The 25,510-nt window shown below is 70.5% G+C and carries 27 protein-coding genes, 1 tRNA gene and 1 pseudogene; 7 read left to right on the top strand and 22 right to left on the bottom strand.

Going from position 1 to position 25,510, the window contains the following annotated elements:
* Window positions 1-44: 44 nt before the first annotated feature.
* The 7 genes from P6F26_RS06405 to P6F26_RS06375 form a co-directional block, all read right to left on the bottom strand.
* Window positions 45-121 (bottom strand) — tRNA-Pro (locus P6F26_RS06405).
* Between the two features lie 57 nt (window positions 122-178).
* Window positions 179-1,171, bottom strand: coding sequence for a MerR family transcriptional regulator (locus tag P6F26_RS06400; RefSeq protein ID WP_278027826.1), 993 nt, complete (start codon window positions 1,169-1,171; stop codon window positions 179-181).
* 63 nt (window positions 1,172-1,234) lie between these two features.
* Complete coding sequence (gene ihfA / locus P6F26_RS06395; RefSeq protein WP_278027825.1) at window positions 1,235-1,537, bottom strand: integration host factor subunit alpha; 303 nt, start codon at window positions 1,535-1,537, stop codon at window positions 1,235-1,237.
* A 101-nt stretch (window positions 1,538-1,638) separates the two neighbouring features.
* Window positions 1,639-2,613, bottom strand: a complete 975-nt coding sequence (locus P6F26_RS06390; RefSeq protein WP_278027824.1) for a beta-ketoacyl-ACP synthase III — start codon at window positions 2,611-2,613, stop codon at window positions 1,639-1,641.
* A complete protein-coding gene (gene plsX, locus P6F26_RS06385; RefSeq protein ID WP_278027823.1) occupies window positions 2,610-3,740 on the bottom strand; it encodes a phosphate acyltransferase PlsX in 1,131 nt (376 codons plus the stop codon). The genes P6F26_RS06390 and plsX overlap by 4 nt, the downstream gene beginning before the upstream one ends.
* 26 nt (window positions 3,741-3,766) lie before the next feature.
* A complete protein-coding gene (gene rpmF / locus P6F26_RS06380) occupies window positions 3,767-3,973 on the bottom strand; it encodes a 50S ribosomal protein L32 (RefSeq protein ID WP_278027822.1) in 207 nt (68 codons plus the stop codon).
* Between the two features lie 275 nt (window positions 3,974-4,248).
* Window positions 4,249-4,821, bottom strand: coding sequence for a YceD family protein (locus P6F26_RS06375; RefSeq protein WP_278027821.1), 573 nt, complete (start codon window positions 4,819-4,821; stop codon window positions 4,249-4,251).
* Window positions 4,822-5,015: 194 nt separating this feature from the next.
* Between P6F26_RS06375 and P6F26_RS06370 the strand changes: the two genes are divergently transcribed.
* On the top strand, window positions 5,016-5,489 hold the full coding sequence (locus P6F26_RS06370; RefSeq protein WP_278027820.1) for an outer membrane protein assembly factor BamE: 474 nt from the start codon (window positions 5,016-5,018) through the stop codon (window positions 5,487-5,489).
* A gap of 112 nt (window positions 5,490-5,601) precedes the next feature.
* A complete protein-coding gene (locus tag P6F26_RS06365; protein WP_278027819.1) occupies window positions 5,602-6,375 on the top strand; it encodes a GNAT family N-acetyltransferase in 774 nt (257 codons plus the stop codon).
* Between the two features lie 1,234 nt (window positions 6,376-7,609).
* Here P6F26_RS06365 and P6F26_RS06360 read toward each other — a convergent pair.
* Complete coding sequence (locus tag P6F26_RS06360) at window positions 7,610-8,557, bottom strand: GNAT family N-acetyltransferase (protein ID WP_278027818.1); 948 nt, start codon at window positions 8,555-8,557, stop codon at window positions 7,610-7,612.
* Window positions 8,558-8,591: 34 nt separating this feature from the next.
* Window positions 8,592-9,857 (bottom strand): tyrosine--tRNA ligase, encoded by a 1,266-nt coding sequence (gene tyrS / locus P6F26_RS06355; RefSeq protein ID WP_278027930.1) that lies wholly within the window; start codon window positions 9,855-9,857, stop codon window positions 8,592-8,594.
* 49 nt (window positions 9,858-9,906) lie between these two features.
* On the opposite strand from tyrS, the gene P6F26_RS06350 reads away from it, so the two are divergent.
* A complete protein-coding gene (locus P6F26_RS06350) occupies window positions 9,907-11,016 on the top strand; it encodes an anhydro-N-acetylmuramic acid kinase (RefSeq protein ID WP_278027817.1) in 1,110 nt (369 codons plus the stop codon).
* Here P6F26_RS06350 and rarD read toward each other — a convergent pair.
* From rarD to ccmA, 13 genes and pseudogenes are all read right to left on the bottom strand, one after another.
* Window positions 11,013-11,939 carry an EamA family transporter RarD gene (rarD, locus tag P6F26_RS06345; protein WP_278027816.1) on the bottom strand — a complete coding sequence of 309 codons (927 nt, stop codon included), beginning with the start codon at window positions 11,937-11,939 and terminating at the stop codon, window positions 11,013-11,015. The two genes, P6F26_RS06350 and rarD, sit on opposite strands and share 4 nt — an antisense overlap.
* A 147-nt stretch (window positions 11,940-12,086) precedes the next feature.
* A pseudogene (locus tag P6F26_RS06340) lies at window positions 12,087-12,521 on the bottom strand (cupin domain-containing protein).
* Window positions 12,518-13,465 carry a sterol desaturase family protein gene (locus P6F26_RS06335; protein ID WP_278027815.1) on the bottom strand — a complete coding sequence of 316 codons (948 nt, stop codon included), beginning with the start codon at window positions 13,463-13,465 and terminating at the stop codon, window positions 12,518-12,520. The pseudogene P6F26_RS06340 and the gene P6F26_RS06335 overlap by 4 nt, the downstream one beginning before the upstream one ends.
* A complete protein-coding gene (locus tag P6F26_RS06330) occupies window positions 13,462-13,905 on the bottom strand; it encodes a hypothetical protein (protein ID WP_278027814.1) in 444 nt (147 codons plus the stop codon). The genes P6F26_RS06335 and P6F26_RS06330 overlap by 4 nt, the downstream gene beginning before the upstream one ends.
* Before the next feature lie 63 nt (window positions 13,906-13,968).
* The gene (locus P6F26_RS06325) at window positions 13,969-14,643 is read right to left on the bottom strand and encodes a haloacid dehalogenase type II (RefSeq protein ID WP_278027813.1); all 675 of its coding nucleotides are present in this window, start codon (window positions 14,641-14,643) and stop codon (window positions 13,969-13,971) included.
* Between the two features lie 28 nt (window positions 14,644-14,671).
* On the bottom strand, window positions 14,672-15,184 hold the full coding sequence (locus tag P6F26_RS06320) for a GNAT family N-acetyltransferase (RefSeq protein ID WP_278027812.1): 513 nt from the start codon (window positions 15,182-15,184) through the stop codon (window positions 14,672-14,674).
* Window positions 15,184-16,461 carry a phosphopyruvate hydratase gene (eno, locus tag P6F26_RS06315; protein WP_278027811.1) on the bottom strand — a complete coding sequence of 426 codons (1,278 nt, stop codon included), beginning with the start codon at window positions 16,459-16,461 and terminating at the stop codon, window positions 15,184-15,186. Before eno ends, P6F26_RS06320 begins: the two co-directional genes overlap by 1 nt.
* Before the next feature lie 69 nt (window positions 16,462-16,530).
* Window positions 16,531-17,403: a DMT family transporter gene (locus P6F26_RS06310; protein WP_278027810.1), complete on the bottom strand. Its 873-nt coding sequence runs from the start codon at window positions 17,401-17,403 to the stop codon at window positions 16,531-16,533.
* A 63-nt stretch (window positions 17,404-17,466) separates the two neighbouring features.
* Window positions 17,467-18,054, bottom strand: a complete 588-nt coding sequence (locus tag P6F26_RS06305; RefSeq protein ID WP_278027809.1) for a DsbE family thiol:disulfide interchange protein — start codon at window positions 18,052-18,054, stop codon at window positions 17,467-17,469.
* A complete protein-coding gene (gene ccmD, locus P6F26_RS06300; protein WP_278027929.1) occupies window positions 18,051-18,209 on the bottom strand; it encodes a heme exporter protein CcmD in 159 nt (52 codons plus the stop codon). The genes P6F26_RS06305 and ccmD overlap by 4 nt, the downstream gene beginning before the upstream one ends.
* Complete coding sequence (locus tag P6F26_RS06295) at window positions 18,206-18,937, bottom strand: heme ABC transporter permease (protein WP_278027808.1); 732 nt, start codon at window positions 18,935-18,937, stop codon at window positions 18,206-18,208. Before P6F26_RS06295 ends, ccmD begins: the two co-directional genes overlap by 4 nt.
* Before the next feature lie 196 nt (window positions 18,938-19,133).
* Window positions 19,134-19,790, bottom strand: a complete 657-nt coding sequence (gene ccmB / locus P6F26_RS06290; protein ID WP_278027807.1) for a heme exporter protein CcmB — start codon at window positions 19,788-19,790, stop codon at window positions 19,134-19,136.
* Window positions 19,790-20,425: a heme ABC exporter ATP-binding protein CcmA gene (ccmA, locus tag P6F26_RS06285; protein ID WP_278027806.1), complete on the bottom strand. Its 636-nt coding sequence runs from the start codon at window positions 20,423-20,425 to the stop codon at window positions 19,790-19,792. The genes ccmB and ccmA overlap by 1 nt, the downstream gene beginning before the upstream one ends.
* A gap of 212 nt (window positions 20,426-20,637) precedes the next feature.
* Here ccmA and acnA point away from each other — a divergent pair, with 212 nt between their 5' ends.
* From acnA to P6F26_RS06265, 4 genes are all read left to right on the top strand, one after another.
* A complete protein-coding gene (gene acnA / locus P6F26_RS06280) occupies window positions 20,638-23,397 on the top strand; it encodes an aconitate hydratase AcnA (RefSeq protein ID WP_278027805.1) in 2,760 nt (919 codons plus the stop codon).
* A gap of 94 nt (window positions 23,398-23,491) precedes the next feature.
* Window positions 23,492-24,196 carry an SDR family NAD(P)-dependent oxidoreductase gene (locus tag P6F26_RS06275; RefSeq protein ID WP_278027804.1) on the top strand — a complete coding sequence of 235 codons (705 nt, stop codon included), beginning with the start codon at window positions 23,492-23,494 and terminating at the stop codon, window positions 24,194-24,196.
* Entirely contained in the window at window positions 24,193-25,005 is an 813-nt protein-coding gene (locus tag P6F26_RS06270; protein WP_278027803.1) for a dimethylarginine dimethylaminohydrolase family protein, read from the top strand. Before P6F26_RS06275 ends, P6F26_RS06270 begins: the two co-directional genes overlap by 4 nt.
* The gene (locus P6F26_RS06265) at window positions 25,002-25,478 is read left to right on the top strand and encodes a methyltransferase family protein (RefSeq protein ID WP_278027802.1); all 477 of its coding nucleotides are present in this window, start codon (window positions 25,002-25,004) and stop codon (window positions 25,476-25,478) included. Before P6F26_RS06270 ends, P6F26_RS06265 begins: the two co-directional genes overlap by 4 nt.
* The last annotated feature ends 32 nt before the right edge of the window (window positions 25,479-25,510 follow it).

The raw sequence follows: 25,510 nt of genomic DNA, 5'->3' as shown, positions 1-25,510 counted from the left end.
CCGGAGGGCAAGGCCGATTTCGGCTTGGGGGAATTGGTCTATGTTGGTCGGGCTAGCAGGACTTGAACCTGCGACCTTCCGTCCCCCAGACGGACGCGCTACCAGGCTGCGCCATAGCCCGACTGAAGGCGGTTCTAGCGATTTTGGAGACACGCGCAAGGGGGCGGAGAAAGGAGTTTCAGCCCGAGCGGGCTTCGGGCGGCCGTTCGATCCGCGACTTCAGCTGACGCAGGCCCGCGATGGCCGTCTCCAGCGACGCGGCGTCGCCCGCATCGCCAGCGGCGGCCCGCGCCGCCAGGGCGGAAAGCCGGTCGAGCGAAATCGCCGCACCGGGCGTTTCACGCGCCTCGGCGGGTGCGGGAGGCGCGGCCTCGTCCCCGCGCGGCGCTGCGGCGGCGGTGTCTTCACGCTCCGCGGGGGAGGCGGCGGCGGGCGCTGGCGTGGGTTCCGGGGCAGGTTCCGGGGCTGGCTCTGCGGAAGGCTCCGCGACCTCGGCGCGGGCTTCCTCATCCTCGTTCCCTTCGGCCATGTCCGTTGCGGCGGCGTCCTCGGCGGCGGTCTCCGCGCCGGGCGCCGTATGCGCGGCCTCGTGCGCTTCGGGCGGCAAGCCCTCGACCGTGCCGGGGTCGGTTTCGGACGTGTCACCGCCTTCGACGGCCTCCTCCCCCGCTTTCGGCGCGGGACCGGTTTCCGCAGTGTCCGGCGTCGGTTCGAGATCCGGGGCCGCGTGCCGGATGAAACCGGGCAGCGCGGGCGCGTCCTCGGATGCGAATTCGGCCTCGGGGGCGGGCGGGGCTGCCGCGTCCTCGACGATCTCGGCGTCCTCGCGCGCGTCCTGCCGCCAGGCCGCTTCCTCGGCGATGCCTTCGACCAGTTCCTGCGCGGCCTCGATGCGTTCGAGCGGTGGCGACAGGGCGGCGACGGCGGCGACGCCCTCTTCGCGCAGCATCCGCTGGACGCCGCGCACGGTCATGCCCCGGTCGTGCAGAAGCACCTTGATGCCGCCCACCAGTTCCATGTCGGCAGGGCGATAGTAGCGACGGCCGCCGGCGCGCTTCACCGGCCTGATCTGGCTGAATTTCGACTCCCAGAAGCGCAGGACGTGGGCTGCCACGCCCAGCCAGTCCGCGACTTCACGGATCGTGCGGAACGCGTCGGGCGACTTGCTCATCGGGCTGCCGGTGCGGGGTGGGTCGGCCCGCCTTCCGTCTCAGGCCGGCGCATGTCCCGGCCCCTAGCTCCGGTTCCCGGCGGCGACCCGGTCCTTCATGAGGTGCGAGGGGCGGAAGGTCAGAACCCGCCGGGGGCTGATCGGCACTTCCTCTCCGGTCTTGGGGTTGCGGCCCACGCGCGCGGTCTTGGAGCGGACCGAGAAGGTGCCGAAGGACGACACCTTGACCTGTTCGCCGTCCACGAGGGCGTCCGACATGAGTTCCAGCACGCGCTCGACCAGTTGCGAGCTTTCGTTGCGGCTCAATCCGACCTCGCGGAACACCGCCTCGGAGAGGTCCATTCGCGTCAGAGTCTTGCCTGCCATAGTTCCCACACCCCCGGCTTTTGCTGCCTACAGGATGAGCGAAGGGTTTTCTCAAGTCAATGCAGGGGTTTGCGGCGCGGTCCTCGACCGGCGGATCGGCGCTACCAGCGCAGGACGACCGAGCCCCAGGCAAGGCCGCCGCCGATGGCCTCCGCCACGAGAAGCTGCCCCTTGCGCACCCGCCCGTCGGCCACCGCCACCGACAGCGCAAGCGGAATCGACGCGGCGGAAGTGTTGCCGTGGTCCTGCACCGTGACGACGACGTGGTCCATGCTCACGCCCATCTTCTGCGCGGTTCGCGTGATGATCCTGAGGTTGGCCTGATGCGGCACGATCCAGTCGACGTCGGCCGCCGTGACGCCCGCCTTGGCCAGTGAAGCCTCGGCCGTTTCCGCAAGCTTTTCAACGGCGTGGCGGAAGACCTCGCGGCCCTGCATCCGCAGGACGCCGGCCGATCCGCTGGTCGAGACGCCACCGTCCACATAGAGCAGGTCGCGGTAGCGCCCGTCCGAATGCAGGTCCGTGGCGAGGATGCCGCGGTCCTCGGGGCCACCCGTGCCTTCCTGCGCCTCGAGCACCAGCGCGCCCGCTCCGTCGCCGAACAGCACGCAGGTCGAGCGGTCGGTCCAGTCCATGATCCGGCTGAACGTCTCGGCCCCGATCACCGCCACGCGCCGCGCCTGACCCGACAGGATCAGCGCGTTCGCATTGGCCAACGCGTAGACGAAACCGGCGCAGACGGCCTGCACGTCGAAGGCGAATCCCCCCGTCATGCCAAGCCCCGACTGCACCATCGTGGCGACGGAGGGGAAGGTGAGGTCGGGCGTCGAGGTCGCGACCACCACCGCGTCCAGGTCGCCCGCCGTCAGGCCCGCCATCTCGAGTGCCGAAAGCGTCGCCGCCACGGCCATGCCGCTCGTCGTCTCGCCCTCGGCCGCGAAATGCCGCCGCTCGATCCCCGAGCGCGACCGGATCCATTCGTCGGTCGTGTCGAGAGAGGCCTCGAATTCGGCGTTCTCCACCACGCGGGCGGGAAGGTAATGGCCGATCCCGACCGGCACCGCGCGCAACGTCATGTCCGGCCTCCGGCGCCTTGCGTGCCCGCGCCGCCGCGTCCTCCCGCGTCCTGCATCGCGGCCGCAGCCGCGGTCTCGGCCTGCGCGATGCGTGCGGCAAGCCGCTGGTTGAAGCCCGTCGCCGCGAGCCGCGCGGCCAGCTTTATGGCGGCCGCGACGCCGGTGGCATCCGCCGAGCCATGCGATTTGACGACGGTGCCGTTGAGCCCGAGAAACACGCCGCCGTTCACCCGGCGCGGATCGATGCGCTTGGACAGCCGCCTGAGCGACGGATAGGCGAGCAATGCCGCCATCCGGCTGAGGGGTGAATACCTGAACGCCGCCTCGAGCTGCTCGCGGATCATGCGCGCCGTGCCCTCGCCGGTTTTCAGCGCCACGTTGCCCGTGAAGCCGTCCGTCACCACCACGTCCACCTTGTCGGACGGCAGGTCCACGCCCTCGACGAAGCCCACGAAGTCGAAATCGGCCGCCGGCGCCACGCGGGCGATGAGGTCTGCCGCGACCTTGATCTCGGCGCGGCCCTTGTGCTCCTCGGTGCCGACGTTCAGCAGCCCGACGCGCGGGCGCTGCAGGTCGAGACCGTTGCGGGCGTAGCTCGCCCCCATAAGGGCGTATTGCAGAAGATCCTCGGCGTCCGCGCGGATGTCCGCGCCCACGTCCAGCATCACGTTGAAGCCCGAGGGATTGCGCGACGGCCAGAGGCAGGCGATCGCGGGGCGGTTCACGCCTTCGATCTTGCGCAGGCGCGTCATCGCCATAAGCATCATCGCGCCGGTGTTGCCGCACGACACGGTGACGGGCGCCTCGCCGGCGCGCACCGCCTCGATCGCGGACCACATCGAGGTGTTCTTGCCGTGACGCAGCACGTTGGACGGCTTCTCGTCCATGCGCACGACGCCGTCCGTATGGCGCAGCTCGCACCTGTCCAGAAGCCCGCGACGCTTGTCGATCAGGCGCTCCAGCTCTGGCCGGTCGCCATGCACGATGAACCGCAGGTCAGGATTCTTCTCGATGGCCTTGGCAAGCCCGCCCACGACGGCGGCGGGGCCCTGGTCCCCGCCCATCGCATCGATCGACAGGACAGTGCCCGGAATGCTGCCGCCGGTGAGCGCCGTCCCGTCGGTCATCTGCGTTCCGCCGATCTTGCCGCCGCTCAGGCTGCGTCTTCGTCGAGATCGACCTCTTCGGCCTGCGCCACGACCTCACGATCGTTGTAGGAGCCGCAGGACGGGCAGACGTGATGCGGGCGCTTCAGCTCTCCGCAGGAGGGGCATTCGTTCGGGTTCGCACCGTCGAGCGAATCGTGGGCGCGGCGCATGTTGCGGCGGGACCGCGTCACTCGGTTCTGGGGGACAGCCATGTCTCAACCTCGAAGTTGCGGATGGCCGTGGCACGAAGCGCACGGCATCCCGATGTAATCCGTTTCGTCTCTCTCTCGCATTCGCCGCCCGCCGCTGCACCGGCGACGCAAACCGTCCCGATCGTCGCGCGCCATCTCGGGCGCAGGTGACATGGTCACATCCGGGGGGCGAATGAGGCCGGGAACATACTCCGATTTGCCCGCCATGCAAGCCCTTTTCCGGGCCCTTTCCGCGGCCCCGCGCGGGCCCCGTGGATGACGCCGCAAGGGCCTGTTCAGGCGTCGGAATCGTCCTCGTCCTCGCCCCGCAGCCGGTCCCGCAGTGCGGCCAGTCCCGCCAGCGGACGCGCGTCCTCGTCCGTCATCGGCGCGACGCCCGGCTCGGCGAAATTGGCTTCGCCAAGCTCGGCCCCTTCGGCGCGGGGATAGTCGGGCAAGGCCAGCGCCAGCGCCTCGAGCATCACCGCCGACAGGTCGAGACGCTCGGGCAGCGCCTCGGCGGTGTCGTCCTGCGGCATCTCCGCCTCGTCGCCCTCGGGCTCGACGAAATCGGCGAGGTAGCGCCGCTCCAGCTCCGTGTCGATGCGCGTGGTGACGGGGGCCAGCGTCACGACGCAGGGCTGGACGACCGTTGCGCCCAGCCGTGCCTCCAGGTGCCAGTCCCGCGCCCCGACAGGATGCAGCGTGCCTTCGAACCGCAGCTTGCGCACCGCCTCGATCCCGAGCGTCTCGGCGGCCGCGCGGCGCGCCTCGGTCTCGGGCACGATGCTGAAGTCCAGGTCGAGCCGGGTCTGCCGCGCCAGCGGCACGACGTGGCCGGGCGTGCCCTGGGATTTCGGGGTCGTCATCTCGCTCTCCCATGTCGTGGCCGATCCGGGCGTTGCCGGCCGCAGCCTCCGGCCGAACTTGCCCCGACCGGTTTCATGGGATAACCCCATTCCGCAAGCGGATACAAACCCTGAGCGGGGGTGGCGCGCCAGGCCGGGCCGGCCGGGCGGACGGGCCGCCCGCCTGCCAGACGACGGCCAGAGGCGAGATGAGCATGACGAACCCCAGCACCTCCGGCCTGTTCCGAGGCATCCGGCGCTTCGCGGCCGCGGCGGCGGTGACGGTCGCCCTCGCCGCCTGCTCGGCGACGATCGACAACCACGGCTTCGTCCCCCCGGAGGACGAGCTTGCGCAGATCGCCGTCGGCGTCGACACCCGCGAGACCATCGCCGAGACGATCGGCCAGCCCGCAGCGTCGGGGGTCCTGCGCGACGAGGCCTGGATCTACTCGGCCTACCGGGTGCGCAACTACGCCTATCAGGCCCCGCAGGTGATCGAGCGCGACGTCGTCGCGATCTCCTTCGACGGCAATGGCGTCGTCACCAACATCGAGCGATTCGGGCTCGAGGACGGGCGCGTCGTGCAATTGTCGCGCCGCGTCACCGAGACCTCGGTGCGCGATCTCGGTTTCTTCCGGCAGCTCATGCGCAACCTCGGCCGCGTCGACCTCGGTGCGCTGGGCGGCTGAGGGTTCAGGCGCCACGCCAGTCCGCCCCGACCGCTCCGGGGAACCGGACCTGTCGCCGGACCGTTTCCGCGATGTGACGACCGCAAAGACGGCAGATACCGGACGACCGGGCATGACGACCTTCACGCGCGGGCGCTATCGCGCGCGCCTCGCGGCGGGCCCGGCCGACGTCGAGGCGGCGCAGGCCCTGCGATGGACCGCGTTCCGGGCCCCGCGCGAGGGCGCGGCTTCGGGCCGCGACACGGACGCCTTCGATGGCGCCTGCGACCATGTGCTGGTCGAGGACTTGCGGACCGGAAGCCTGGTGTGCTGCTTCCGCCTGCTGCACCTGCCCTCGGGTGCCGAGATCGAGCGCAGCTATTCCGCCCAGTTCTACGAGCTTTCCGCGCTGAAGGGCTTCGACGGGCCGATGGTCGAGATGGGGCGGTTCTGCATCCACCCCGACTGGCGCGACCCCGACATCCTGCGCGTGGCATGGGGCGCGATGACGGCCCATGTCGATGCCGCTGGCGTGCAGATGCTGTTCGGCTGCTCGTCCTTCCATGGCACCGAGGCGCGCGACTACTACGACGCCTTCGCTCTCCTGCGTCAGCGTCACCTTGCGCCGACCCGCTGGCTGCCGCGGGTCAAGGCGCCATCGGTGTTCCGCTTCGCCAGCCTCCTGCGGCGCAAGCCCGACCTGAAACGCGCCACCGCCCGGATGCCGCCGCTCCTGCGCACCTACCTGCTGATGGGGGGGTGGGTGTCGGATCACGCGGTGATCGACCGCGACCTTGGCACGCTGCATGTCTTCACGGGGCTCGAGGTGGGCGCGGTGCCGCCGGGCCGCGCGCGCCTGCTGCGGACGATCGGCGCGGGGCAAGGGCCCGCGGGCACTCCGGGCTGAGAGGCGGGAACGGAACTCTGACCGCGCGCCACCGTCACGGCATCCGCGGGTAGAGCGCGGCGGGGGCGCGAGGGCCGCAGCTTCGGGGAAGGACCGAAGCTTCAGGGCCGACGGGACCGGGCAGGTGCGACGGCAGGCGGGACAATCCCGAATTTGGAGTATGCGGCCGGGCGTGACCGGGCCGGGTCGTGCATTCGCGCGATGGCGTCGGCGCGCCAACGTGACGCCTCGGTGCCGCGCGTGGGCGAAGGGAAGGCGCATCGAAAGACGGGCAGCGGTGCCCCGCCGACCGATGCCCGTGGCATTTGCGGCAGGTGTGGGCCAGCGCCATCGCGCAATGCTTCGGCGTGGGCCTTCCCTTGCATCGTGCCGCGGGCGGGGCGCGGAGCCGCCTTTGGCCCGACTGTCGTTGCGTCGAATGGTGGCGAGCCGCCGCCCGCCTGGATCGTCTGCGCAGGTTGTTCGCGAACGAGGCTCGGCCCCTACATGGCGCGTGCGTCTCCTCGGGTGTTGGCCTGCGGGAAGCAGAAGGGCCGAGCCGGTGCCGCGCTCGTGCGGACGGTCGTCGCCTCGAAAGGAGGCGAGCGGGCCTGTCGCAGGCGCGCGGGGCATCCGGCAGGCATCGCGCCTTCCGCGCCGGCGCGGGCGTCTCCTTGGCCGGAAGGTGCGTTTGGCCGCCGCTCCGGAGGGGCCCGAGCGGCGCGGAGGTCTTGCCACGCGGGGGCGGGCGGCGCCTGAAAGTCCCGAGGCCCTCCGCGTACCGGCCATTCGGGCAAGTGTTTCGTCCGCAACGGGGACAAGCGCCTCCTCCTTCCGCGTGGGCGTCCTCCGACATGCGGGCCGACCTGTTGTCCCGAGCCATGCCTATCGGCGCGCCCCGACGTGGCTCAGGCGCCGCAGCTTTCAGGCGGCGCGGCTGGTGGCGTGCAGGTCGATGCGGATCGCACTTTCCGCTCTACCGGCGTGCCGGGCACGGGTTCTGCGACGGATCATGACGTGGCGCGCCCTGCCAGCGCGCATGCGGGCCGTCGCCGCCGCCGCGACGCGGCTCAGGTCACTCGCCGGCCAGACAGGGCGTTCGGCTCCGCCGTCGCCGAACCCGGTCGGCAAGCATCTGGGGCTCGGGTCACGCAGACGGGCCGGCGTTCCGGCAGGTTCGCCCAAGCCCCGCCAAGGCCTGCGCAGGGCCATCGCGGCCTTTGCCCCCCCTGGGATCGGCGCGCCGTGTCTTCCCCTACCGCAGAAGCGTCAGCGCAGCCTCGGGGGCCACGGGCGATGCCGCCGCCAGGGGCCGTGCGCGGGGCAGGCAAGCCGTGTCGAGCCAGCTTCCGCCCATGGGACGAACGATGCCGCCCGCGCCCGTCTTGAAACGGGCGAGGCCCGGCGCGCAGCGGGCGTCCGCCGCGCCGAGGTCGATCCGGGTCACGCCAAGCTCGCGCAGTTCAAGCATCGCGCGCCACAGGCACAGGTTGCCGGCCGAGGCGCGCCGTCCCGCGTCCGAGATCCAGCCGATCTGGTAGGTCGCACCCGCGCCGTGGCGCAGGAACAGCATCGCGGCGAGCCGCTCGGCCCCGCGCATGACGACGAAAAGCTGCCCTCCGCCATGGTCGGCGGCGCAGAACGCGGCGATCACCTGCGGCGGAAGGGGCATGTAGCGCAGCCGCCGCGCGGCCCGCGCCTCGGTATCGAAGATCCAGTGCCGCGGGTCGGCCGGAAGCGGGCGGCGTCGCACGACAAGTCCCTGCCGGGACCCGTGGCGCAGCCGGTTGCGCCATTTGCCCTCCATCCTTGCGGCAAGTTGTGCGGGGGGCGCGGCGATGGCGAGCGAGGCCGCGAGGCGCGGCGCGGCGATCCGGCGGAACCCGGCCCGTCGCAGCGCGAGGCCATCCTCGGGCGTGTCGGCGTGCACGACGAGGTGGCGCGCGCCAAGCGCGTCGCGCAGCCCGCGGGCCTGTCCCGCGTTGAGGCCGCCGGCCCCGCGAGAGATCATCGCCACGTCGCCCAACAGGGGCAGGCGGCGCATGACCGCATGGCCGGCGAGGCCGGTTCCCTGAAGCGGCCGGACATCCGCGCCGAGCAGGCGCAAGGCCCGCAGCCACGTCACGGTCTGCTGGAGCGGCAGCGTGTCCGCCGGCCGGTCGGGCAGGGCGCCAAGCGCGGGAAAGAAGGTGGAGCCATCCATGACCCCACCTTGCCCGACGTCGCTGAAATTGCGGTTAACGCGGTGTCGGGTGCTCCAGCACGACCAGCGCATGGCGTTTGCGTCCGGCGCTCAGCTTGATCGGCTCGGCCATGTCGGACGGCGTCACGATCAGGCCGGCATCGGTCAGGGCCTCGTCGTTCATCCGCGCGCCGCCATCGGCGATGAGGCGCTTGGCCTCCTTGCCCGACTTCGCGAGGCCCGACCGGGTGATGAGCTGCACGATGGAGATGCCGTCGCCGACCTCCTCCGCCGCCAGCGCCAGCGTCGGGAGGTCCTCGCCCGCGCCGCCGCGCTCGAAGACCTCGCGCGCCGTGGCCTCGGCCGTCTCGGCCGCCTCGCGCCCGTGGCAGAGCGCGGTGACCTCGTTGGCGAGCACCACTTTGGCCTCGTTGATCTCCGCCCCGCCGAGCGCGCCGAGGCGCTCGCACTCGTCCACGGGCAGCTCGGTGTAGAGCTTCAGGAACCGGCCCACGTCGGCATCTGTCGTGTTGCGCCAGAATTGCCAGAATTCGTAGGGGCTGAGCAGGTCGCCGTTCAGCCAGATCGCCCCCTGTGCCGACTTGCCCATCTTCCGCCCGTCCGACGTCGTCAGAAGCGGCGTGGTCAGGCCGAAGACCTCGTGATCGAGCACCCGCCGCGTGAGGTCCACGCCATTCACGATGTTGCCCCACTGGTCCGAGCCGCCGAATTGCGCGAGGCAGCCGTAGCGGCGGTTCAGCTCGAGGAAATCGTAGGCCTGCAGGATCATGTAGTTGAATTCGAGGAAGCTCAGGCTCTGCTCGCGGTCGAGGCGCGACTTCACGCTTTCGAAGGACAGCATCCGGTTGACCGAGAAGTGCCGCCCGATGTCGCGCAGGAATTCAAGGTAATTCAGCTCGTCGAGCCACTCGGCGTTGTCGAGCATCAGCGCCCCGGCGCCTTCCTCCCCGTAGTCGAGATACTTGGCGAAGACCGTCTTGATGCCGGCGATGTTGTCGTTGATCTGCGCGGGGGTCAGCAGCGGCCGCTCGTCGGCGCGGAAGGACGGGTCGCCCACCTTCGTCGTGCCGCCGCCCATCAGGGTGATGGGCTTGTGGCCCGTCTTCTGCAGCCAGCGCAGCGTCATGATCTGGATCAGGCTTCCGACATGCAGCGACTTCGCCGTTGCGTCGAAGCCGATGTAGCCCGGCACGATTCCCGCCATGAGGGCTTCGTCGAAGCTCTGCATGTCGGTGCAGTCGGCGAGGAAACCACGCTCGATCATCACGCGGAGAAAGTCGGATTTGGGCTGGTAGGTCATGCGCGTCGCGTCCATTCTTCGGCTCGTGGGCGCTATAGCGGGCGGGGGCATGAAGGGGAAGGGCAACGACAGGGCCGCAAGGCTTCGTATCGCGGGCACGATGTCCGGCACCTCCCTGGACGGGATCGACCTCGCCGTGATCGAGACCGACGGCCGCGAGATCCTCGACCTTGGCGAGACGCGCTACCGCGCCTATTCGGCGGACGAGCGCGCGACGATCCGCGAGGCGCTGGGGACGTGGCCCGGCGATCGGCGCGCCGAGGCGGCCGCGCGCGTCGTCGAGGCTGCGCACGCGCAGGTCTGCGAGGGGCTGGAGGGCATCGACGCCATCGGCTTCCACGGTCAGACGCTGGCGCATGACCCCGGCGAGCGGCGCACGCACCAGGCCGGGGATGGCGCGCGGCTGGCGGCGGCGACGCGATGCCAGGTCATCTGGGACTTCCGCTCGACCGACATGGAGATGGGCGGGCAGGGCGCGCCGCTCGCGCCGTTCTACCACTGGGCCTGCGCGCGGCGGATCGGCGCGGGCGGGCCGGTGGCCTTCCTCAACCTCGGGGGTGTCGGCAACCTGACGTGGACCGACCCCGCCGCCGAGGCGCCCGAGGCGCCCGGCGCCTGCGTCGCCTTCGACACCGGGCCCGCGAACGCGCCCATCGACGACGTGATGCGCGCCCGCGGGCTCGGCGACTACGACGCGGGTGGGGCGCTTGCGAAGGCGGGCCGCGTGGAGCGCGACATCGTGCAGGCCGCCCTCGGCGCGCGCTACTTCGCGAGGATGCCGCCGAAGTCGCTCGACCGGAACGATTTCGCCGATCTCTTCGACGTGCTCGCCCCGCTTCCCGACGCCGACGCGGTGGCCACGCTCGTGGCCATCGCCGTCGCCGCCGTGGCGCGCGGGATGGCGCATCTGCCCGAGCCGCCCGCCCAGGTCCTCGTCACCGGGGGCGGCCGGAAGAACGCCGCGATGATGTCGGGCCTGCGCGCCGCGCTGAAATGCCCGGTTCACGCCGTCGAGACCGTGGGTCTGGACGGAGATTTCCTCGAGGCGCAGGCCTTCGGCTATCTCGCGGCGCGGGTGATGAACGGGATGCCGACAAGCGCGCCGGGCACGACGGGCGTGGCCGCGCCCGTGGGCGGCGGGCGGCGGTCGCTTCCCTAGGCCGCGCGCGCCGCGCGGGCGGTGCGCACCATCGAGACGGTGTAGATCACCAGCGCCAGCCAGATCAGCGGGAAGGCGACGGCGCGCGCCGGTCCGAAGGGCTCGCCGAAGACGAAGACGGCCACCAGGAAGATCAGCGTGGGTGCGATGTATTGCAGGATGCCGATGGTCGAGAGCTTCAGGCCTTTCGCGCCGTTGGCATAGAGGATCAGCGGGATCGCCGTGACCACGCCGCAGCCCAGAAGCAGCAACGTGTCCGGCGCCCCCGTGGTCAGGAAATGCCCCTCGGGCCCCAGCCAGACCATGTAGAGCGCCGCGAAGGGCGAGAGCAGCAGCACCTCGAGCAGGAAGCCCTGGTTCGGGCCGATGGGCAGCGTCTTGCGCAGGTAGCCGTAGATCCCGAAGGACGTCATGAGGACCAGCGCGACCCATGGAAGCTTGCCCGCCGCGACCGTCAGGATCGCCACGGCCACGACCGCGAGGCCGACCGCCGACCACTGCGCCGCCGACAGCTTCTCGCGCAGGACGATCGCGCCGAGCGCGACCGAGAACAGCGGGTTGATGTAATATCCGAGCGCCGCGTCGAGCGTGTGGTCGTTGGCGATCGCCCAGACGTAGACGCCCCAGTTCAGGCTGATCATCGCAGCCGTCAGCGCGGCCATGCCGACCATGCGCGGATCGCGCAGTGCGCGGCCCAGATCCGCGGTGCGGCCGAGCGCAACCAGCACCAGCCCCGCCACCGGCACCGACCACAGGATGCGGTGCGCGATGATCTCGACCGCCGGGATGTGCTCGATCGCCTTCATGTAGAGGGGCAGGCCGCCCCACAGCACATAGGCCGAGACCGCGAAGCCGAAGCCCGCGGGCGTGTCCCCGGAGGTGCGGATCGCCGGTGCGGCGTCGTGGTCTGCGGTGGCACTCATGGATTGGGCGTATCCGATCGCGCGGGGGGCCGCGACAGGCAAATCGGAATGGACGCGATCACGTGTGGTGATCGATCCCGTCTCCGCTCGCGGGCCGGGCGGCATGGCCCTGCCGCTCGCCGGGGCCTCGGGCGGCCGGGTCCGCCGTCAGCCGGTGCGGGGAATGTCGAAGGCCGGCGGCGCCAGTTCGAACCCCTCGAACCGGAACCCCGGAGACACGGTGCAGGAGACCAGCGTGAAGGCGCCCGTGGTGCGTGCCGCCTGCCAGTGGTCCTTCGGCACCACGATCTGGGGGCGGCCGCGGCCGAGGTCGGGGGTCAGGAAGTGGTCGCGCGCGGGGCCCGCGTCCGCCTCCGCGATGGACAGTACCAGCGGCGCGCCGGCGTGCCAGAGCCAGATCTCGTCCGCGTCCACGCGGTGCCAGTGGCTCGCCTAGCCGGCCTTCAGGAGGAAGTAGATGCAGGTCGCCGTGGGCCGCCCCTCGGCTGCGGCGGCCCAGGTCTGCCGGTAGTGCCCGCCTTCGGGATGGGGCGTCAGGCCGAGGGTCTCGATGATCGCGTCGGCGGTCGTCTGGGGCGTCATTGGGCGGGCTCCTTCGGGGCGAGCGGGGCGCGGGGCGCACCCACGTCGGACAGGGCGAGGTCGCGCGCCTTGATCTCGGCCGAGGTCAGCCGCGAGCCGTCATGGCTCCAGCCCGGCGGCGCGAAGGCATACATCAGCCGCTCGCGCAGCGTGAGGCCGGGGCGGGCGACGTCCCGCACGAGGGCGACCCATTCGTGGAAGGCGACCCGCAGCGGGTTGAACGTGCCGATGTTCTGCACCAGCCCGTAATCGGGCCGCTCGTCGTCGCGCTCGGGGACGAAGGTGCCGAAAAGCCTGTCCCACACGATGAAGACGCCGGCGTAGTTGGCGTCGAGATAGCGCGCGTTGCGCCCGTGATGGACGCGGTGATGGCTGGGCGTGTTCATGACCGCCTCGATCCAGCGCGGCATCCGGCCGATGGCCTCGGTGTGGATCCAGAACTGGTAGAGAAGGTTCAGGCCACCGCAGAACAGGACCATGGCGGGATGGAAGCCCAGAAGGATCAGGGGCGCGCGGACGACCATCATGAAGGTGAACGTCCCCGTCCAGGTCTGCCGCAGCGCGGTCGTCAGGTTGTAGTGCTGGGAAGAGTGGTGGTTCACATGGCTCGCCCAGACCCAGCGGATGCGGTGCCCGAAGCGGTGCACCCAGTAGTAGCGCAGGTCGTCGAGGACGAAGCACAGGGCCACGACCCAGACCGAGGTGCCCAGGTCGAGCGGCGTCAACGCCCAGAGCGTCATGAAGAAGCCCCACGCCACGAACCCGAGCACGATGCCCGAGGCCACGTTGCCCGCCCCCATCACGAGCGACGTCACGGCGTCGCGCGTCTCGTAGCGGCCGCCGCGCCTGGCGAGGTGGATCCAGAGAAGCTCGGCGAGGATCGCCGCGATGAAGAAGGGAACGGCAAGCCGGACCACGTCGGGATAGCTAGGCACCTCGGTCATGCGGCGTGCGGCTCCCCTTCGCTGGCGGGCGCTGTCGCGGCTTTGGTGGCGCCGCGCGCCGGGTCGATCGCCGCGCGCCACAGCGCGGCGGCCTCGGGCGTCAGGCTCACGCGGACCGCGGGCGCGGCGAAGTCGTTCAGCACGATGCGCAGGCCCGTCCGCGTCGTGACGGCGCGCGCCCCGTCGAGCTTGTGAACGGCGGGGTCCGCACCCATGCGCCAGACGATCCCCGGCCCCCTGTCGGTCTCGATCAGGGCGGCCATGGCGTCGCGCGACAGATGCGTCCTCAGGGGCTGGATCTCGGGCTCCTGACGGGTCCAGGCACGGCGCGCGGTCTCGACGGTGAAGGGCTCGGCCGTGGAATATCCCAGAAGCTGAAGCAGGGCCGCGACGGCCGCGATGCCGCCCACGACCAGGACTGCCATGATCTCGAGGCTCATCGATCGGCCCTCCGGCCTCGCATCATTCCCGCGCCGCGCAAGGCTGTCAAACCGTCCGCGGCGTCAAGGGGCGAGGCGCCGGGCGAGATCGCGGAAATCCTCCGCGACCACGTCCCAGTCGGCGGTAGGCGCAAGGTCGGTGGTCTGTCCGGGGCCATGTTCCGCGCGCCTCGGGACGAAGGCGGTGGCGAGGCCCGCGGCCCGCGCCGCCGCGAGGTCGTCGTTGTGGGCCGCGACCATCATCACCTCGCCGGGCGCGAGGCGAAGCGCGGCGCAGGCCGCCAGATAGACCGCCGGCTTGGGCTTGTAGTCGCGCGCGATCTCGGCGCCGAGGATGCAGTCCCACGGCAGGGCGCCGTATTTCGCCAGCCGCGTCATCAGCGCGATGGATCCGTTCGAGCAGGGCGCGACGATGCGACCGGCCTTGAGCGCCCTCAGTCCCGGAACCACGTCGGGCCAGGGGTCCAGCCGCTCCCACGCCGCGTTCAGGGTATCGGGGGCGGTCACGCCGAAGGCCTCGGCCACGCGGCGCAGGTTCTCGAGATGCAGCACGTCGAGCGGCACATAGCCCCGCCCGCCCTCGCGGACGCGCGCCATTGCGGGGTCGTATTCCGCCCGCCATGCGACGGCGAAGGCGGTGGCGTCCACGCCCGGCAGCACGGCGGCGACTTCGCGCGCGACCGAGCCGCGCCAGTCCACGCAGGTGCCGAAAACGTCGAAGATGAGAGCCTTGACCATGCCGCGGACGGTGGCACGGGGAGCCGTGTCAGTCGAGCGCCATTTCGTAGAAGACCAGAAGGCGGGCGATGTCCTCTGGCGCGTCGTGATAGGGCCCCCGGCGCACGAACCCCATCGCGTCATAGAGCGCCTGCGCCGCCGTCAGGCCGCGGCCGGTGTCCATCAGGATCCGCCGGAAGCTGAGTTCCCGGCAATCGGCGACGAGCTGCTCCACGAGGCGGCGGCCCGCGCCCTTGCCCCGTGCGGCCGGGGCGATGAAGACGCGCTTGATCTCGGCATCGCCGGGGGCGAACGTCTGGATCGTGCCGCAGCCCACGGGCCGGTCGCCGTCGAGGACGAGGCGCATCATGCCCCGCGGCGGGCGGTTCGCAGTCCCGGCGGCGTCGAGGACGGCGCGGTATTTCTCCTCGGGATAGGCCGCGAGGACCGCCGCGTCGTCGGGCGCCGGCAGCGACAGGAGAAACGCGCGATAGTCCCAGTTGAGCGCGCGGAAGGCGGCCATCTCGGCCTCCCCCCGCGGCTCGACGATGCGAAGGCTCATCAGCCCCTCAGGATCGAGCGGCCCGCGTAATGCGCGGTCTCGCCCAGCATCTCCTCTATGCGGATGAGCTGGTTGTATTTCGCCAGCCGGTCCGATCGCGCGAGCGAGCCGGTCTTGATCTGCCCACAATTCGTCGCCACCGCAAGGTCGGCGATGGTCGTGTCCTCGGTCTCGCCCGAGCGGTGGGACATCACGCAGGTCATCTTGTTGCGATGCGCGAGGTTCACGGCGGCAAGCGTTTCCGACAGCGTTCCGATCTGGTTGACCTTCACCAGAAGGGAGTTGCCGCAATTCCGCTCGATGCCCATGCGCAGGCGGGCGGGGTTGGTCACGAAGAGGTCGTCTCCCACCAGCTGCACCCGGTCCCCGAGCGCCTCGGTCAGCATGGCCCAGCCCTCCCAGTCGTCCTCCGAGCAGCCGTCCTCGATCGAGAGGATCGGGTAGTCGTTCACCAGCGCCCCGAGATAGGCGACGTTTTCCTCGGAGGAGAGCGTCTTTCCTTCGCCCGCCATGACATAGCGGCCGTCCTTGAAGTATTCCGTCGCGGCGCAGTCGAGCGCGAGCATGACGTCGTCGCCTGGGGTGTAGCCCGCCTTCTCGATCGAGCGCAGGATGAAGTCGAGCGCGTCGCGGGTCGAGGAGAGGTTGGGCGCGAAGCCGCCCTCGTCGCCGATGCCTGTCGACAGGCCGGCCGCCGAAAGCTCCTTCTTGAGGGTGTGGAACACTTCCGATCCGATGCGCACCGCCTCCGAGATGCTCTCGGCGCCCACGGGCATGATCATGAATTCCTGGATGTCGATGGGGTTGTCGGCGTGCTCGCCGCCATTGATGATGTTCATCATCGGCACGGGCAAGACATGCGCCGCGGTGCCGCCGACGTAGCGGAAAAGGGGCTGCGTCGTGAATTCCGCGGCGGCCTTGGCGACCGCGAGGCTGACGCCGAGGATGGCGTTCGCACCGAGACGGCCCTTGTTGTCGGTGCCGTCGAGCTCGATCATTGTGGCGTCCAGCGCCTCCTGCTCGGCGGCGTCGAAGCCGATCAGCGCCTCGGCCAGCTCGCCATTCACGCTCGCCACCGCCTCGCGGACGCCCTTGCCCATGTATCGGTTCTTGTCGCCGTCGCGCTTCTCGACCGCCTCGTGCACGCCGGTCGACGCGCCCGAGGGCACGGCGGCGCGGCCCATGGTCCCGTCCTCCAGCGTGACGTCGACCTCGACCGTCGGGTTGCCCCGGCTGTCGAGGATCTCGCGGGCGTGGATGTCGATGATGCTGCTCATGTGGCCTTGTCCCTCGCGGTGCTGTCTGTCGAGACGTTCCTAGACGAGGGCGGGCGGCAAGAAAAGGCGTCAGGCCGCGTTCGCCCGGCGGATCTGCGCCTCGCGCCAGAAGGTGTAGAGCCCGGTGGCGATCACGATGCCGGCGCCGATCAGGGTCGCGGCGTCGGGGTTCTCGTCGAAGACCACGATGGCGATGATCAGCGCGAAGACGAGGCGGGAGTAGCGGAACGGCGTGACCGCCGAGATGTCGCCCACCCGCATCGCGGCGGTGATGGAGAAGTAGGCCACGAGCCCGAAGGCGACCGCGCCCGCGGTCACGAACCAGAGCTCCGTCCGGGGCAGGCCGAAGGTGCCGGTGACGGCCATGATGCCCACGCCCGTAAGCGCGACGGCGGCGAAGCTGTAGCTCGCCAGAAGCGTCGTCGGCACGCTGCGGGGCACGGGCCGCGTGGCCAGGTCGCGCAGGCTGAGGCCGATGACGGCGAGGACGGCCAGCAGGATCGACGGGTCGAAGGCCGCCGTGCCGGGTCGGATGATGACGAGAACGCCGAGAAGTCCGATGGAGATCGCCACCCAGCGGCGCCATCCCACCTTCTCGCCGAGAAACAGCGCTGCGCCCAGCGTCACCAGAAGCGGATTGGCCTGGATCATCGCGCTGAGCGTCGACAGCGGGATAAGCGCGAGCGCGGCCACGAAGCTTGCCGTGGCGAAGGCCTCGGCGAGGTTGCGCAGCATGACGGGACGCGTCAGCAGGATCGGCGACAGCCAGACATGGCCGTAGAGCCGTGCGATGAAGCCGAAGACGAGCGCGCCTCCGAGGCCGAACAGGAACAGGATCTGCCCCACCGGCATTTCGCGCGACAGGATCACGATGACCATGTCCGTCAGCGCGAAGGCCAGCATGGCCAGCGTCATCCAGCCCATGCCCTTGAGATTGTCCATGGAGCGTCCCGTTCCTTGCCTGCGCCCGGATCTATCGCGGCGCGCCGGCTGCGGAAAGGGGCATCATTCGGTCAGGGGCGGCAGCTCGGGCAGGGCATGTCCGGCCTCGGCCAGCCGCGGCGCGATCTGGTTCTCGATCGCGCGGCGCGTCACCGGGCCGCGGAAATGCAGGACGACGATGCCCGCGTCGTCGATGAAGAAGGTCTCGGGCATCGCCACGATGCCCCAGTTCAGCCCGTTGCCCGCGCGGTCGTCGCGGCCGATGGCGTCGTACGGGTTGCCCAGCTCGTCGAGAAAGCCGAGCGCCTGGGACACGCGGTCGTTGTAGTTCACGCCGTAAAGCGGCAGCCCCTGTTCGGCCAGCGCCGTCAGGACGGGATGCTCGGCCCGGCAGGGCGGGCACCAGCTGGCGAAGAAGTTGACGGCGACGAGGCCGTGTCCCTCCAGCATGTCGCGGGTCAGGAGCGTGTTGTCGGCGAGCGGCTCGAGGTCGAGGCCGGGCGCGGCACGACCCTGTTGCGCGGAGGGCAGGGCGGTGGTGTCCACGCCCTGCTGCTGGGCGAACTGGTTGTTCTGCAGCTGCCAGAACCAGATTCCCGCGACCCCGAGGAACAGGATCAGCGGCAGCACCATCAGCCAGTTGAACTTCATGAGGATTTTCCGCGCCGCTCTTCCACCGATGCCAGCTTGCGCAGGACGCGGCGCGCCTTCCAGACCGAGGCGATCACGATCACGGCAAGAAGCGCGATCGAGGCGGCGTAGGCCGACAGGACCTCCACGGCGTAGCGTCCGAGATCGGGCATCAGGCCATCCTTTCCTGCGCGATCAGCGCCTTGAGGCGGCGGGCGCGGATCTCGGTCCGGGTGCGGAACAGGACCAGCGCGAGAAACAGGAAGCCGAAGCCCGCGAGCGAGATCACCAGCGGATACCAGAACACGTCGGCGATGTTCTGCTCGGCGTCGAGCGACAGGGTCGCGCCCTGGTGCAGGCCCTGGTTCCAGAACACGAGCGCATAGCGCGAGATCACCGCGAAGACGGAGCCCACGAGGCACAGGACCGATGTCAGGTCGGCCGCCGCGTCCGGGTTCTCGACCGCCTCCCAGAGCGCGATGTAGCCGAGGTAGAACAGGAACAGGATCAGGAACGAGGTCAGCCTCGGGTCCCATTCCCACCACGTCCCCCACATCGGCTGGCCCCATATGGCGCCGGTCAGAAGCGCGATCAGCGTGAACACCATGCCCACGGGCGCGGCGGCCTTGGCGGCGAGCGCTGAGACGTGGTGGCGGCGGATCAGCCAGATGAGCGAGGTCACGAGCATCATGAACCACGCGTTCACCGCCATGATGGCGGAGGGGACGTGGACGTAGATGATCTTGACCGTCGAGCCCTGCCGGAAGTCGTCAGGCGTGAAGAAGAAGCCCCAGACGAGCCCGCCCGCGAGGCAGACCACGGCGATGCCCCAGATCCACGGGAGCAATGCCCCGGAGACGGACATGAACTTGCGCGGGTTCGCGTATTCCCAGAGCGATGCCATGGCGGACGTTCTACGGCGGGACGGGGGCGCCCTCAAGCGGGCGGGATCGCGCAGATTGACGCGGAGGGGCGGGAGGGATCGGCGGCGCCTGTGCGGGGCGGAGGGCGTGGCGTTGCGTATTTGGAGAAAGATGAAGGCGGGGGCGGGGATCGGGGGCGCGCGTGGTGCGCGCGCCGAAGGCGGGATGCGCGCGGGTCTATCGCAGGTTGACGCGCAGCGCGGCGGCGGCGGCGAAGGGCAGGATGGCGAGGCTGCCGAGCGTGATGCCCGCGAGCAGCAGGAGCGGCGTCGTGGCGTCCTGTCCCTCCGCTCCCCGCACGACGGCGAGCGCGCCGAAGATCAGCGTCGGGACGTAGAGCGGCAGGACGAGGAGCGACAGGAGCAGGCCGCCGCGCTTGATGCCCACCGTGAGCGCCGCGCCGAAGGTGCCGATGGCGCTCAGCGCGGGCGTGCCGAGCGCGAGCGAGGCCACGAGCCAGGCGTAGCCCGACGGGGGCAGGTTCAGAAGAAGGCCGAGGACCGGGGAGACGAGGACGAGGGGCAGGCCCGTGGTGATCCAGTGGCCGAGCGCCTTGATCGCGGCGACGCCCTCGAGCGGGACCGGCGCGGTGGCGAGAAGGTCGAGCGTCCCGTCCTCCCAGTCGAGCTGGAAGATCCGGTCGAGCGACAGCAGGCAGGCCAGCAGCGCGCCGAGCCACAGGATGCCGGGGGCGATCGTCTCGAGCACCATCGTCCGGGGGCCGACGCCGAAAGGGACGAGGGTGGCGAAGATGAGGAAGAAGGCGAGGCTGAGGCCGAAGCCGCCGCCCGCGCGGATCGCGAGCGCGAGGTCGCGCCGCAGGAGCCCCGACATCAGGCACGCCCCCCGGCGAAGGGGGCGCCGCCGAAGGGGTCGTCGGCGCGCAGGCGCTTGGACACGAAGGGCGTCACGTCGAGCGCCCGCGCGTTGGGCAGCCCGAGGTCGATATGGGTCGCGATCACGGCGCCGCCGCCCTCGGCGAGGTGCGCCTCGACGGCGCGCGCGAAGCGGGCGACGTTCTGCGCGTCGAGCGACACGGTCGGCTCGTCCAGGCACCAGACGGGCCGCCCCGTCACGAGAAGGCGGGCGAGCGACAGGCGCCGTTTCTGCCCCGCCGACATCTCGCCCGCGCGGCGCTCGATCAGGGGGGCGAGTTCGAAGGCCTCCACCGCGCGGTCGATGCCGTGGGTGGCGAAGGCGCCGGCCCAGAAGCGCAGGTTCTCCTCGACGGTGAGCTGCGCCTTCAGGCCGTCGGCGTGGCCGGCATAGGCGATCGCCTCGGGTGCGCAGTCGATGCGGCCCGCAAGCGGCGGCGTCAGGCCCGCCAGCGTCCTGAGAAGCGTGGTCTTGCCCGCGCCGTTGGGCCCACGGATGATCAGGGCCTCGCCCGCGGTCACGCGAAAGCCCACCCCGGCGAGGACTTGCGCCGAGCCCCGGACGCAGGAAAGATCGGTCACGTCGAGCAGCATCACGGCCCATGCGGTAGCCCATCGCGCGTCCGAGGGAAAGCGATTGCGCAGCGGCCGGCGGGCCGGCCCTTGCAGTTTAGTATGCCGTTGCATACAAAAAGTGTCGCACCCCGCCTGTCCGCTCTTGATCGAAATCCGGGCCGGTGGCAGTTGAGACGCGAGAGTTACCCCGCGACAAGACGCAGCCCGCGCCTGCATGAAGGGAGGCATCCATGCCCATTACCGTCGGCCACGATACCGCGAAGACCCGCAAGACGCTGAAGGTCGGTGACAAGACCTACGCCTACTACTCGATCGCCGCCGCGGAGGCCGCGGGCCTCGGCGACTTCTCGAAGCTGCCCGCCGCGCTGAAGGTGGTGCTGGAGAACATGCTGCGTTTCGAGGACGGCAAGACGGTGTCGGTCGAAGACATCAGGGCGTTCTCCGACTGGGCCGAGACGGGCGGAAGGAACCCGCGCGAGATCGCCTACCGGCCCGCGCGCGTCCTGATGCAGGACTTCACCGGCGTGCCGGCGGTCGTCGACCTCGCCGCGATGCGCGACGGGATCAAGGCGCTGGGCGGCGATCCGCAGAAGATCAACCCGCTCAACCCCGTCGACCTCGTCATCGACCACTCGGTGATGATCGACGAGTTCGGCAACCCGCGCGCCTTCCAGATGAACGTGGACCGCGAATACGAGCGCAACATGGAGCGCTACACGTTCCTCAAGTGGGGCCAGTCTGCCTTCGACAACTTCCGTGTCGTGCCGCCCGGAACCGGCATCTGCCACCAGGTGAACCTCGAGTATCTCGCCAAGACCGTTTGGTCCGACGTGGACCAGGCCGGCGAGATGGTGGCCTATCCCGACACGCTGGTGGGCACCGACAGCCACACGACCATGGTCAACGGCGCGGCCGTCCTGGGCTGGGGCGTGGGCGGCATCGAGGCAGAGGCCGCGATGCTGGGCCAGCCGATCTCGATGCTGATCCCGGAGGTCGTGGGCTTCGAGCTGACCGGCGCGATGATGGAGGGGACGACGGGCACCGACCTCGTCCTGAAGGTGGTCGAGATGCTGCGCGCCAAGGGCGTCGTCGGCAAGTTCGTGGAATTTTACGGATCGGGCCTCGACAACCTGCCGCTGGCGGACCGCGCCACCATCGCAAACATGGCGCCCGAATACGGCGCGACCTGCGGCTTCTTCCCCATCGACGGCGAAACGCTGCGCTACCTGCGCAACACCGGCCGGTCGGAGGAGACGCTCGCGCTGGTCGAGGCCTACGCCAAGGAGAACGGCTTCTGGCGGGGGGCGGATTACGCGCCGGTCTACACCGACACGCTGAGCCTCGACATGGGCACGATCGTGCCCGCCATCTCGGGCCCCAAGCGCCCGCAGGACTACACGCCGCTCGACAAGGCCGCATCGGCCTTCTTCGACGTGGTCTCTGAGTTCCGCGGCGCGGACGAAAGCCTGCGCGCCACGGACATGGCCGCCGAGGGCCCGGCGCCCGACGCGCTGATCGACCCGCGCAGGACCGCCAGCGTCGAGGGAGAGGATTATGAACTCCGCGACGGATCGGTCGTGATCGCCTCGATCACGTCCTGCACCAACACCTCCAACCCTTACGTCATGATCGGCGCGGGCCTTGTGGCGCGCAAGGCGCGCGCGCTCGGCCTGACGCGCAAGCCCTGGGTCAAGACCTCGCTCGCGCCCGGCTCCCAGGTCGTGTCGGCCTATCTCGAGGCGGCCGAACTGCAGGACGATCTCGACGCGATCGGCTTCAACCTGGTGGGCTACGGCTGCACCACCTGCATCGGCAACTCCGGCCCGCTGCAGCCCGAGATCTCCAAGGCGATCGCAGACAACGACCTGATCGCCACCAGCGTGCTGTCGGGCAACCGCAACTTCGAGGGCCGGATCAGCCCCGACGTGCGGGCGAACTACCTCGCCTCGCCGCCGCTGGTCGTGGCCTACGCGCTGGCCGGCGACATGAACATCGACATCGCCAACGAGCCGCTGGCGCAGACGCCGGATGGCCGGGACGTGTACCTGAAGGACATCTGGCCGACCGCGCAGGAGGTCGCCGAACTGGTCGAGGCGACCGTGACCCGCGAGGCGTTCCAGGCGAAATACGCCGACGTCTTCAAGGGCGACGAGAAGTGGCAGGGCGTGGAGGTGCCGCAGGCCGAGACCTACGACTGGCCCGCGACATCGACCTACATCCAGAACCCGCCCTACTTCCGGGGCATGGATGCCGAGCCCGGCACGATCTCGAACATTGAGGGCGCGCGGGTGCTGGCGATCCTCGGCGACATGATCACGACCGACCACATCAGCCCGGCAGGGTCCTTCAAGGAGACGACGCCGGCGGGCAAGTACCTGACCGAGCGGCAGGTCGCCCCGCGCGAGTTCAACTCCTACGGCTCGCGGCGCGGCAACCACGAGATCATGATGCGCGGCACCTTCGCCAACATCCGTATCCGCAACGAGATGCTGGACGGGGTCGAGGGCGGCTACACGCTGGGCCCCGACGGGCAGCAGGCGGCGATCTACGACGCTGCCATGGCCTACCAGGAGGCGGGCGTGCCGCTCGTCGTGTTCGGCGGCGAGCAGTATGGTGCGGGCTCCTCGCGCGACTGGGCGGCGAAGGGCACGAACCTTCTGGGCGTGAAGGCGGTCATCGCCGAGAGCTTCGAGCGCATCCACCGCTCGAACCTGGTGGGGATGGGCGTGATCCCGTTCGAGTTCACCGGCGGCGACACGCGCAAGACGCTGGGCCTGAAGGGCGACGAGACGGTGTCGATCCACGGGCTCGACAGCGTGACCCCGCTGGCCGAGGTCCCGGCGACGATCACCTATGGCGACGGCACCGAGAAGACGATCACGCTGAAGTGCCGGATCGATACGGCCGTCGAGATCGAGTACATCGAGCATGGCGGCGTCCTGCACTACGTGCTGCGCAACCTTGCGCAATCGCCCGTCGCGGCGGAGTGACGCCCGGCGCGGACATCGGGACCGACAGGGAGGGGCCGGTTTCACGCCGGCCCTTCTTGCCTTTGCGCCTGGGTGAAGCGAGGGGGAGGGCGGCATGAAGGTGGCCGTCGTGACCGGCGCAGGGGGCGGGATCGGGGCGGCGGTCGCGCGGCGTCTGGCCGGCGACGGCTGGCGCGTCGTCGTGACGGCGCTGAGCCGGATGGACGCGGCCGAGGCGCTGGCCCGCGAGATCGGCGGGCGCGCGGTCGCCAGCGACCTGTCGCGACCGGGTGCGGCGGACGCGCTCGTCGATGACGTGCTGGCCCGCGAGGGCCGCATCGACGCGCTCGTGAACAACGCCGCGGGGATGCGGCAGGGGCCGGAGGGCGGGCTGACGCAGGCGCATCGCGACATGGTCGAGGTGAACCTGACCGCGCCCGTCGCGCTGATGGACCGGATGCGCGGCGCGATGGGCGCGGGCGGAGCCATCGTGAACATCTCGTCGCTCAACGCCATCCGCCCGCCGGTGGGGGCCGCGCTCTATGCCGCGACGAAGGGCGGGATCGATGCCGCCACCGCGGCCTTCGCGCGGGAACTCGGGCCGCTCGGGATCCGGGTGAACGCCGTCGCGCCGGGCCTGATCGAGACGGCGGAGGCGCCGCGTCCGGCGGAGATCGTCGAGACGGTGGTGGAGGAGACGCCGCTGGGCCGCATGGGACGCCCGTCGGACGTCGCGGGGGCCGTGGCGTTCCTTCTGTCCGGGGATGCCGGTTTCATCACCGGTCAGGTCCTGACCGTCAGCGGAGGATACAGGCTGTGACGACCACGGGCCGCTCGACCACCTTCACCCACGCGCTCTGCCGCGCGCCGGCCGCCAGCGTGGTGGACGGGCTGCGCGCCGAGGACAGGGGCGCGCCCGACGTGGCGGCGTTCCGCGCCGAGCACGAGGCCTACGTCGCCGCACTCCGCGCCACGGGCGCGCGCGTCGTCGTGCTGGATGCGCTCGAGGACTTCCCCGACAGTGTCTTCGTCGAGGACCCGGCCCTGATCCTGAACGGAACCGCGATCGTCCTGCGGCCCGGCGCGCCGAGCCGCGCGGGCGAGGCGGCGGCGCTGCGCCCGGCGCTGGAACGCCATTGCGACGGGGTCGTGGAGCTTCCGCGCGGCCATGTCGACGGCGGCGACATCCTGTGTTCGGACACCGAGGTGATGATCGGTCTTTCGGCGCGCACGGACCGCGAGGGCATCGCCGCGCTGGCGCCCCTGGTGGAGGATCTCGGCTATCGGTTGCGGCTGGTCGAGACGCCGCCCGAGATCCTGCACTTCAAGACGGAATCGAGCCTGCTCGATCCGGCCACGGTGCTGGCCACGCCCCGGCTCGCCGCGACGGGCTGCTTCGCGGGCTACCGCGTGATCGAGACCGCCGAGGGCGAGGAGGCGTCCGCGAACGCGATCCGCTTCAACGCACCGGTCTTCCTGAGCGCCGGGCACCCGCGCACCGCCGCGACGCTCGACGCGGCGGGCTACGAGGTGGTCGAGCTTGCGACCACGCAGGCCGCGCTTCTGGACGGCGGGCTGTCGTGCATGTCGCTGCGCTATTCGCGGGCGTCCGGGCGGGTGGGGGCATGATCCGCCGGCTTCTCGACGGCCCGCTGAAGGGGTTTCCCGACCTGCCGCCGGTCTGGCTGGCGGGCTTCATGGCGCTGGCCTTCGTCATCGACCGGGGGATGCCGCTGGTGGCCATGTTCGGTCCTGCATACGCCGCGCTCGGCGGGCTCCTGATGCTGTGCGCGCTGGCGCTGGTGGGTTGGTCGGCGGTCTGGTTCTGGCGCAAGAAGACCACGATCGAACCGCACCACACGCCCTCGGCCCTGATCGTGGAGGGGCCATACAGGATCAGCCGGAACCCGATCTACCTCGGTCTGCTGCTGTTTCTCGTGGGCTACGTCCTGCGCCTCGGCTCGCTCGCGCCCGTCATCCTGCCCTTCGCCTTCTTCAAGGTTCTCCAGACACGCTTCATCGGGCCCGAGGAGGCGGCGCTGAGACGGCTTTTCGGCGTCGAGGCGCAGGAATACCTTGCGCGGACGCGGCGCTGGCTGTGATCTGGACGCCGCCCGGCGCGACATTGTCACGG

This window comes from Roseicyclus salinarum (assembly GCF_029624655.1).
GTDB lineage: Bacteria > Pseudomonadota > Alphaproteobacteria > Rhodobacterales > Rhodobacteraceae > Roseibacterium > Roseibacterium salinarum.
This window is presented reverse-complemented; position numbering and strand designations above follow the sequence as displayed.

Coding starts and splice junctions, on each gene's coding strand:
- P6F26_RS06400 (WP_278027826.1), bottom strand. CDS start 1,171: ATGAGCAAGTCGCCCGACGCGTTCCGCACGATCCGTGAAGTCGCGGAC.
- ihfA (WP_278027825.1), bottom strand. CDS start 1,537: ATGGCAGGCAAGACTCTGACGCGAATGGACCTCTCCGAGGCGGTGTTC.
- P6F26_RS06390 (WP_278027824.1), bottom strand. CDS start 2,613: ATGACGTTGCGCGCGGTGCCGGTCGGGATCGGCCATTACCTTCCCGCC.
- plsX (WP_278027823.1), bottom strand. CDS start 3,740: ATGACCGACGGGACGGCGCTCACCGGCGGCAGCATTCCGGGCACTGTC.
- rpmF (WP_278027822.1), bottom strand. CDS start 3,973: ATGGCTGTCCCCCAGAACCGAGTGACGCGGTCCCGCCGCAACATGCGC.
- P6F26_RS06375 (WP_278027821.1), bottom strand. CDS start 4,821: ATGACGACCCCGAAATCCCAGGGCACGCCCGGCCACGTCGTGCCGCTG.
- P6F26_RS06370 (WP_278027820.1), top strand. CDS start 5,016: ATGACGAACCCCAGCACCTCCGGCCTGTTCCGAGGCATCCGGCGCTTC.
- P6F26_RS06365 (WP_278027819.1), top strand. CDS start 5,602: ATGACGACCTTCACGCGCGGGCGCTATCGCGCGCGCCTCGCGGCGGGC.
- P6F26_RS06360 (WP_278027818.1), bottom strand. CDS start 8,557: ATGGATGGCTCCACCTTCTTTCCCGCGCTTGGCGCCCTGCCCGACCGG.
- tyrS (WP_278027930.1), bottom strand. CDS start 9,857: ATGACCTACCAGCCCAAATCCGACTTTCTCCGCGTGATGATCGAGCGT.
- P6F26_RS06350 (WP_278027817.1), top strand. CDS start 9,907: ATGAAGGGGAAGGGCAACGACAGGGCCGCAAGGCTTCGTATCGCGGGC.
- rarD (WP_278027816.1), bottom strand. CDS start 11,939: ATGAGTGCCACCGCAGACCACGACGCCGCACCGGCGATCCGCACCTCC.
- P6F26_RS06335 (WP_278027815.1), bottom strand. CDS start 13,465: ATGACCGAGGTGCCTAGCTATCCCGACGTGGTCCGGCTTGCCGTTCCC.
- P6F26_RS06330 (WP_278027814.1), bottom strand. CDS start 13,905: ATGAGCCTCGAGATCATGGCAGTCCTGGTCGTGGGCGGCATCGCGGCC.
- P6F26_RS06325 (WP_278027813.1), bottom strand. CDS start 14,643: ATGGTCAAGGCTCTCATCTTCGACGTTTTCGGCACCTGCGTGGACTGG.
- P6F26_RS06320 (WP_278027812.1), bottom strand. CDS start 15,184: ATGAGCCTTCGCATCGTCGAGCCGCGGGGGGAGGCCGAGATGGCCGCC.
- eno (WP_278027811.1), bottom strand. CDS start 16,461: ATGAGCAGCATCATCGACATCCACGCCCGCGAGATCCTCGACAGCCGG.
- P6F26_RS06310 (WP_278027810.1), bottom strand. CDS start 17,403: ATGGACAATCTCAAGGGCATGGGCTGGATGACGCTGGCCATGCTGGCC.
- P6F26_RS06305 (WP_278027809.1), bottom strand. CDS start 18,054: ATGAAGTTCAACTGGCTGATGGTGCTGCCGCTGATCCTGTTCCTCGGG.
- P6F26_RS06295 (WP_278027808.1), bottom strand. CDS start 18,937: ATGGCATCGCTCTGGGAATACGCGAACCCGCGCAAGTTCATGTCCGTC.
- ccmB (WP_278027807.1), bottom strand. CDS start 19,790: ATGTCGGGGCTCCTGCGGCGCGACCTCGCGCTCGCGATCCGCGCGGGC.
- ccmA (WP_278027806.1), bottom strand. CDS start 20,425: ATGCTGCTCGACGTGACCGATCTTTCCTGCGTCCGGGGCTCGGCGCAA.
- acnA (WP_278027805.1), top strand. CDS start 20,638: ATGCCCATTACCGTCGGCCACGATACCGCGAAGACCCGCAAGACGCTG.
- P6F26_RS06275 (WP_278027804.1), top strand. CDS start 23,492: ATGAAGGTGGCCGTCGTGACCGGCGCAGGGGGCGGGATCGGGGCGGCG.
- P6F26_RS06265 (WP_278027802.1), top strand. CDS start 25,002: ATGATCCGCCGGCTTCTCGACGGCCCGCTGAAGGGGTTTCCCGACCTG.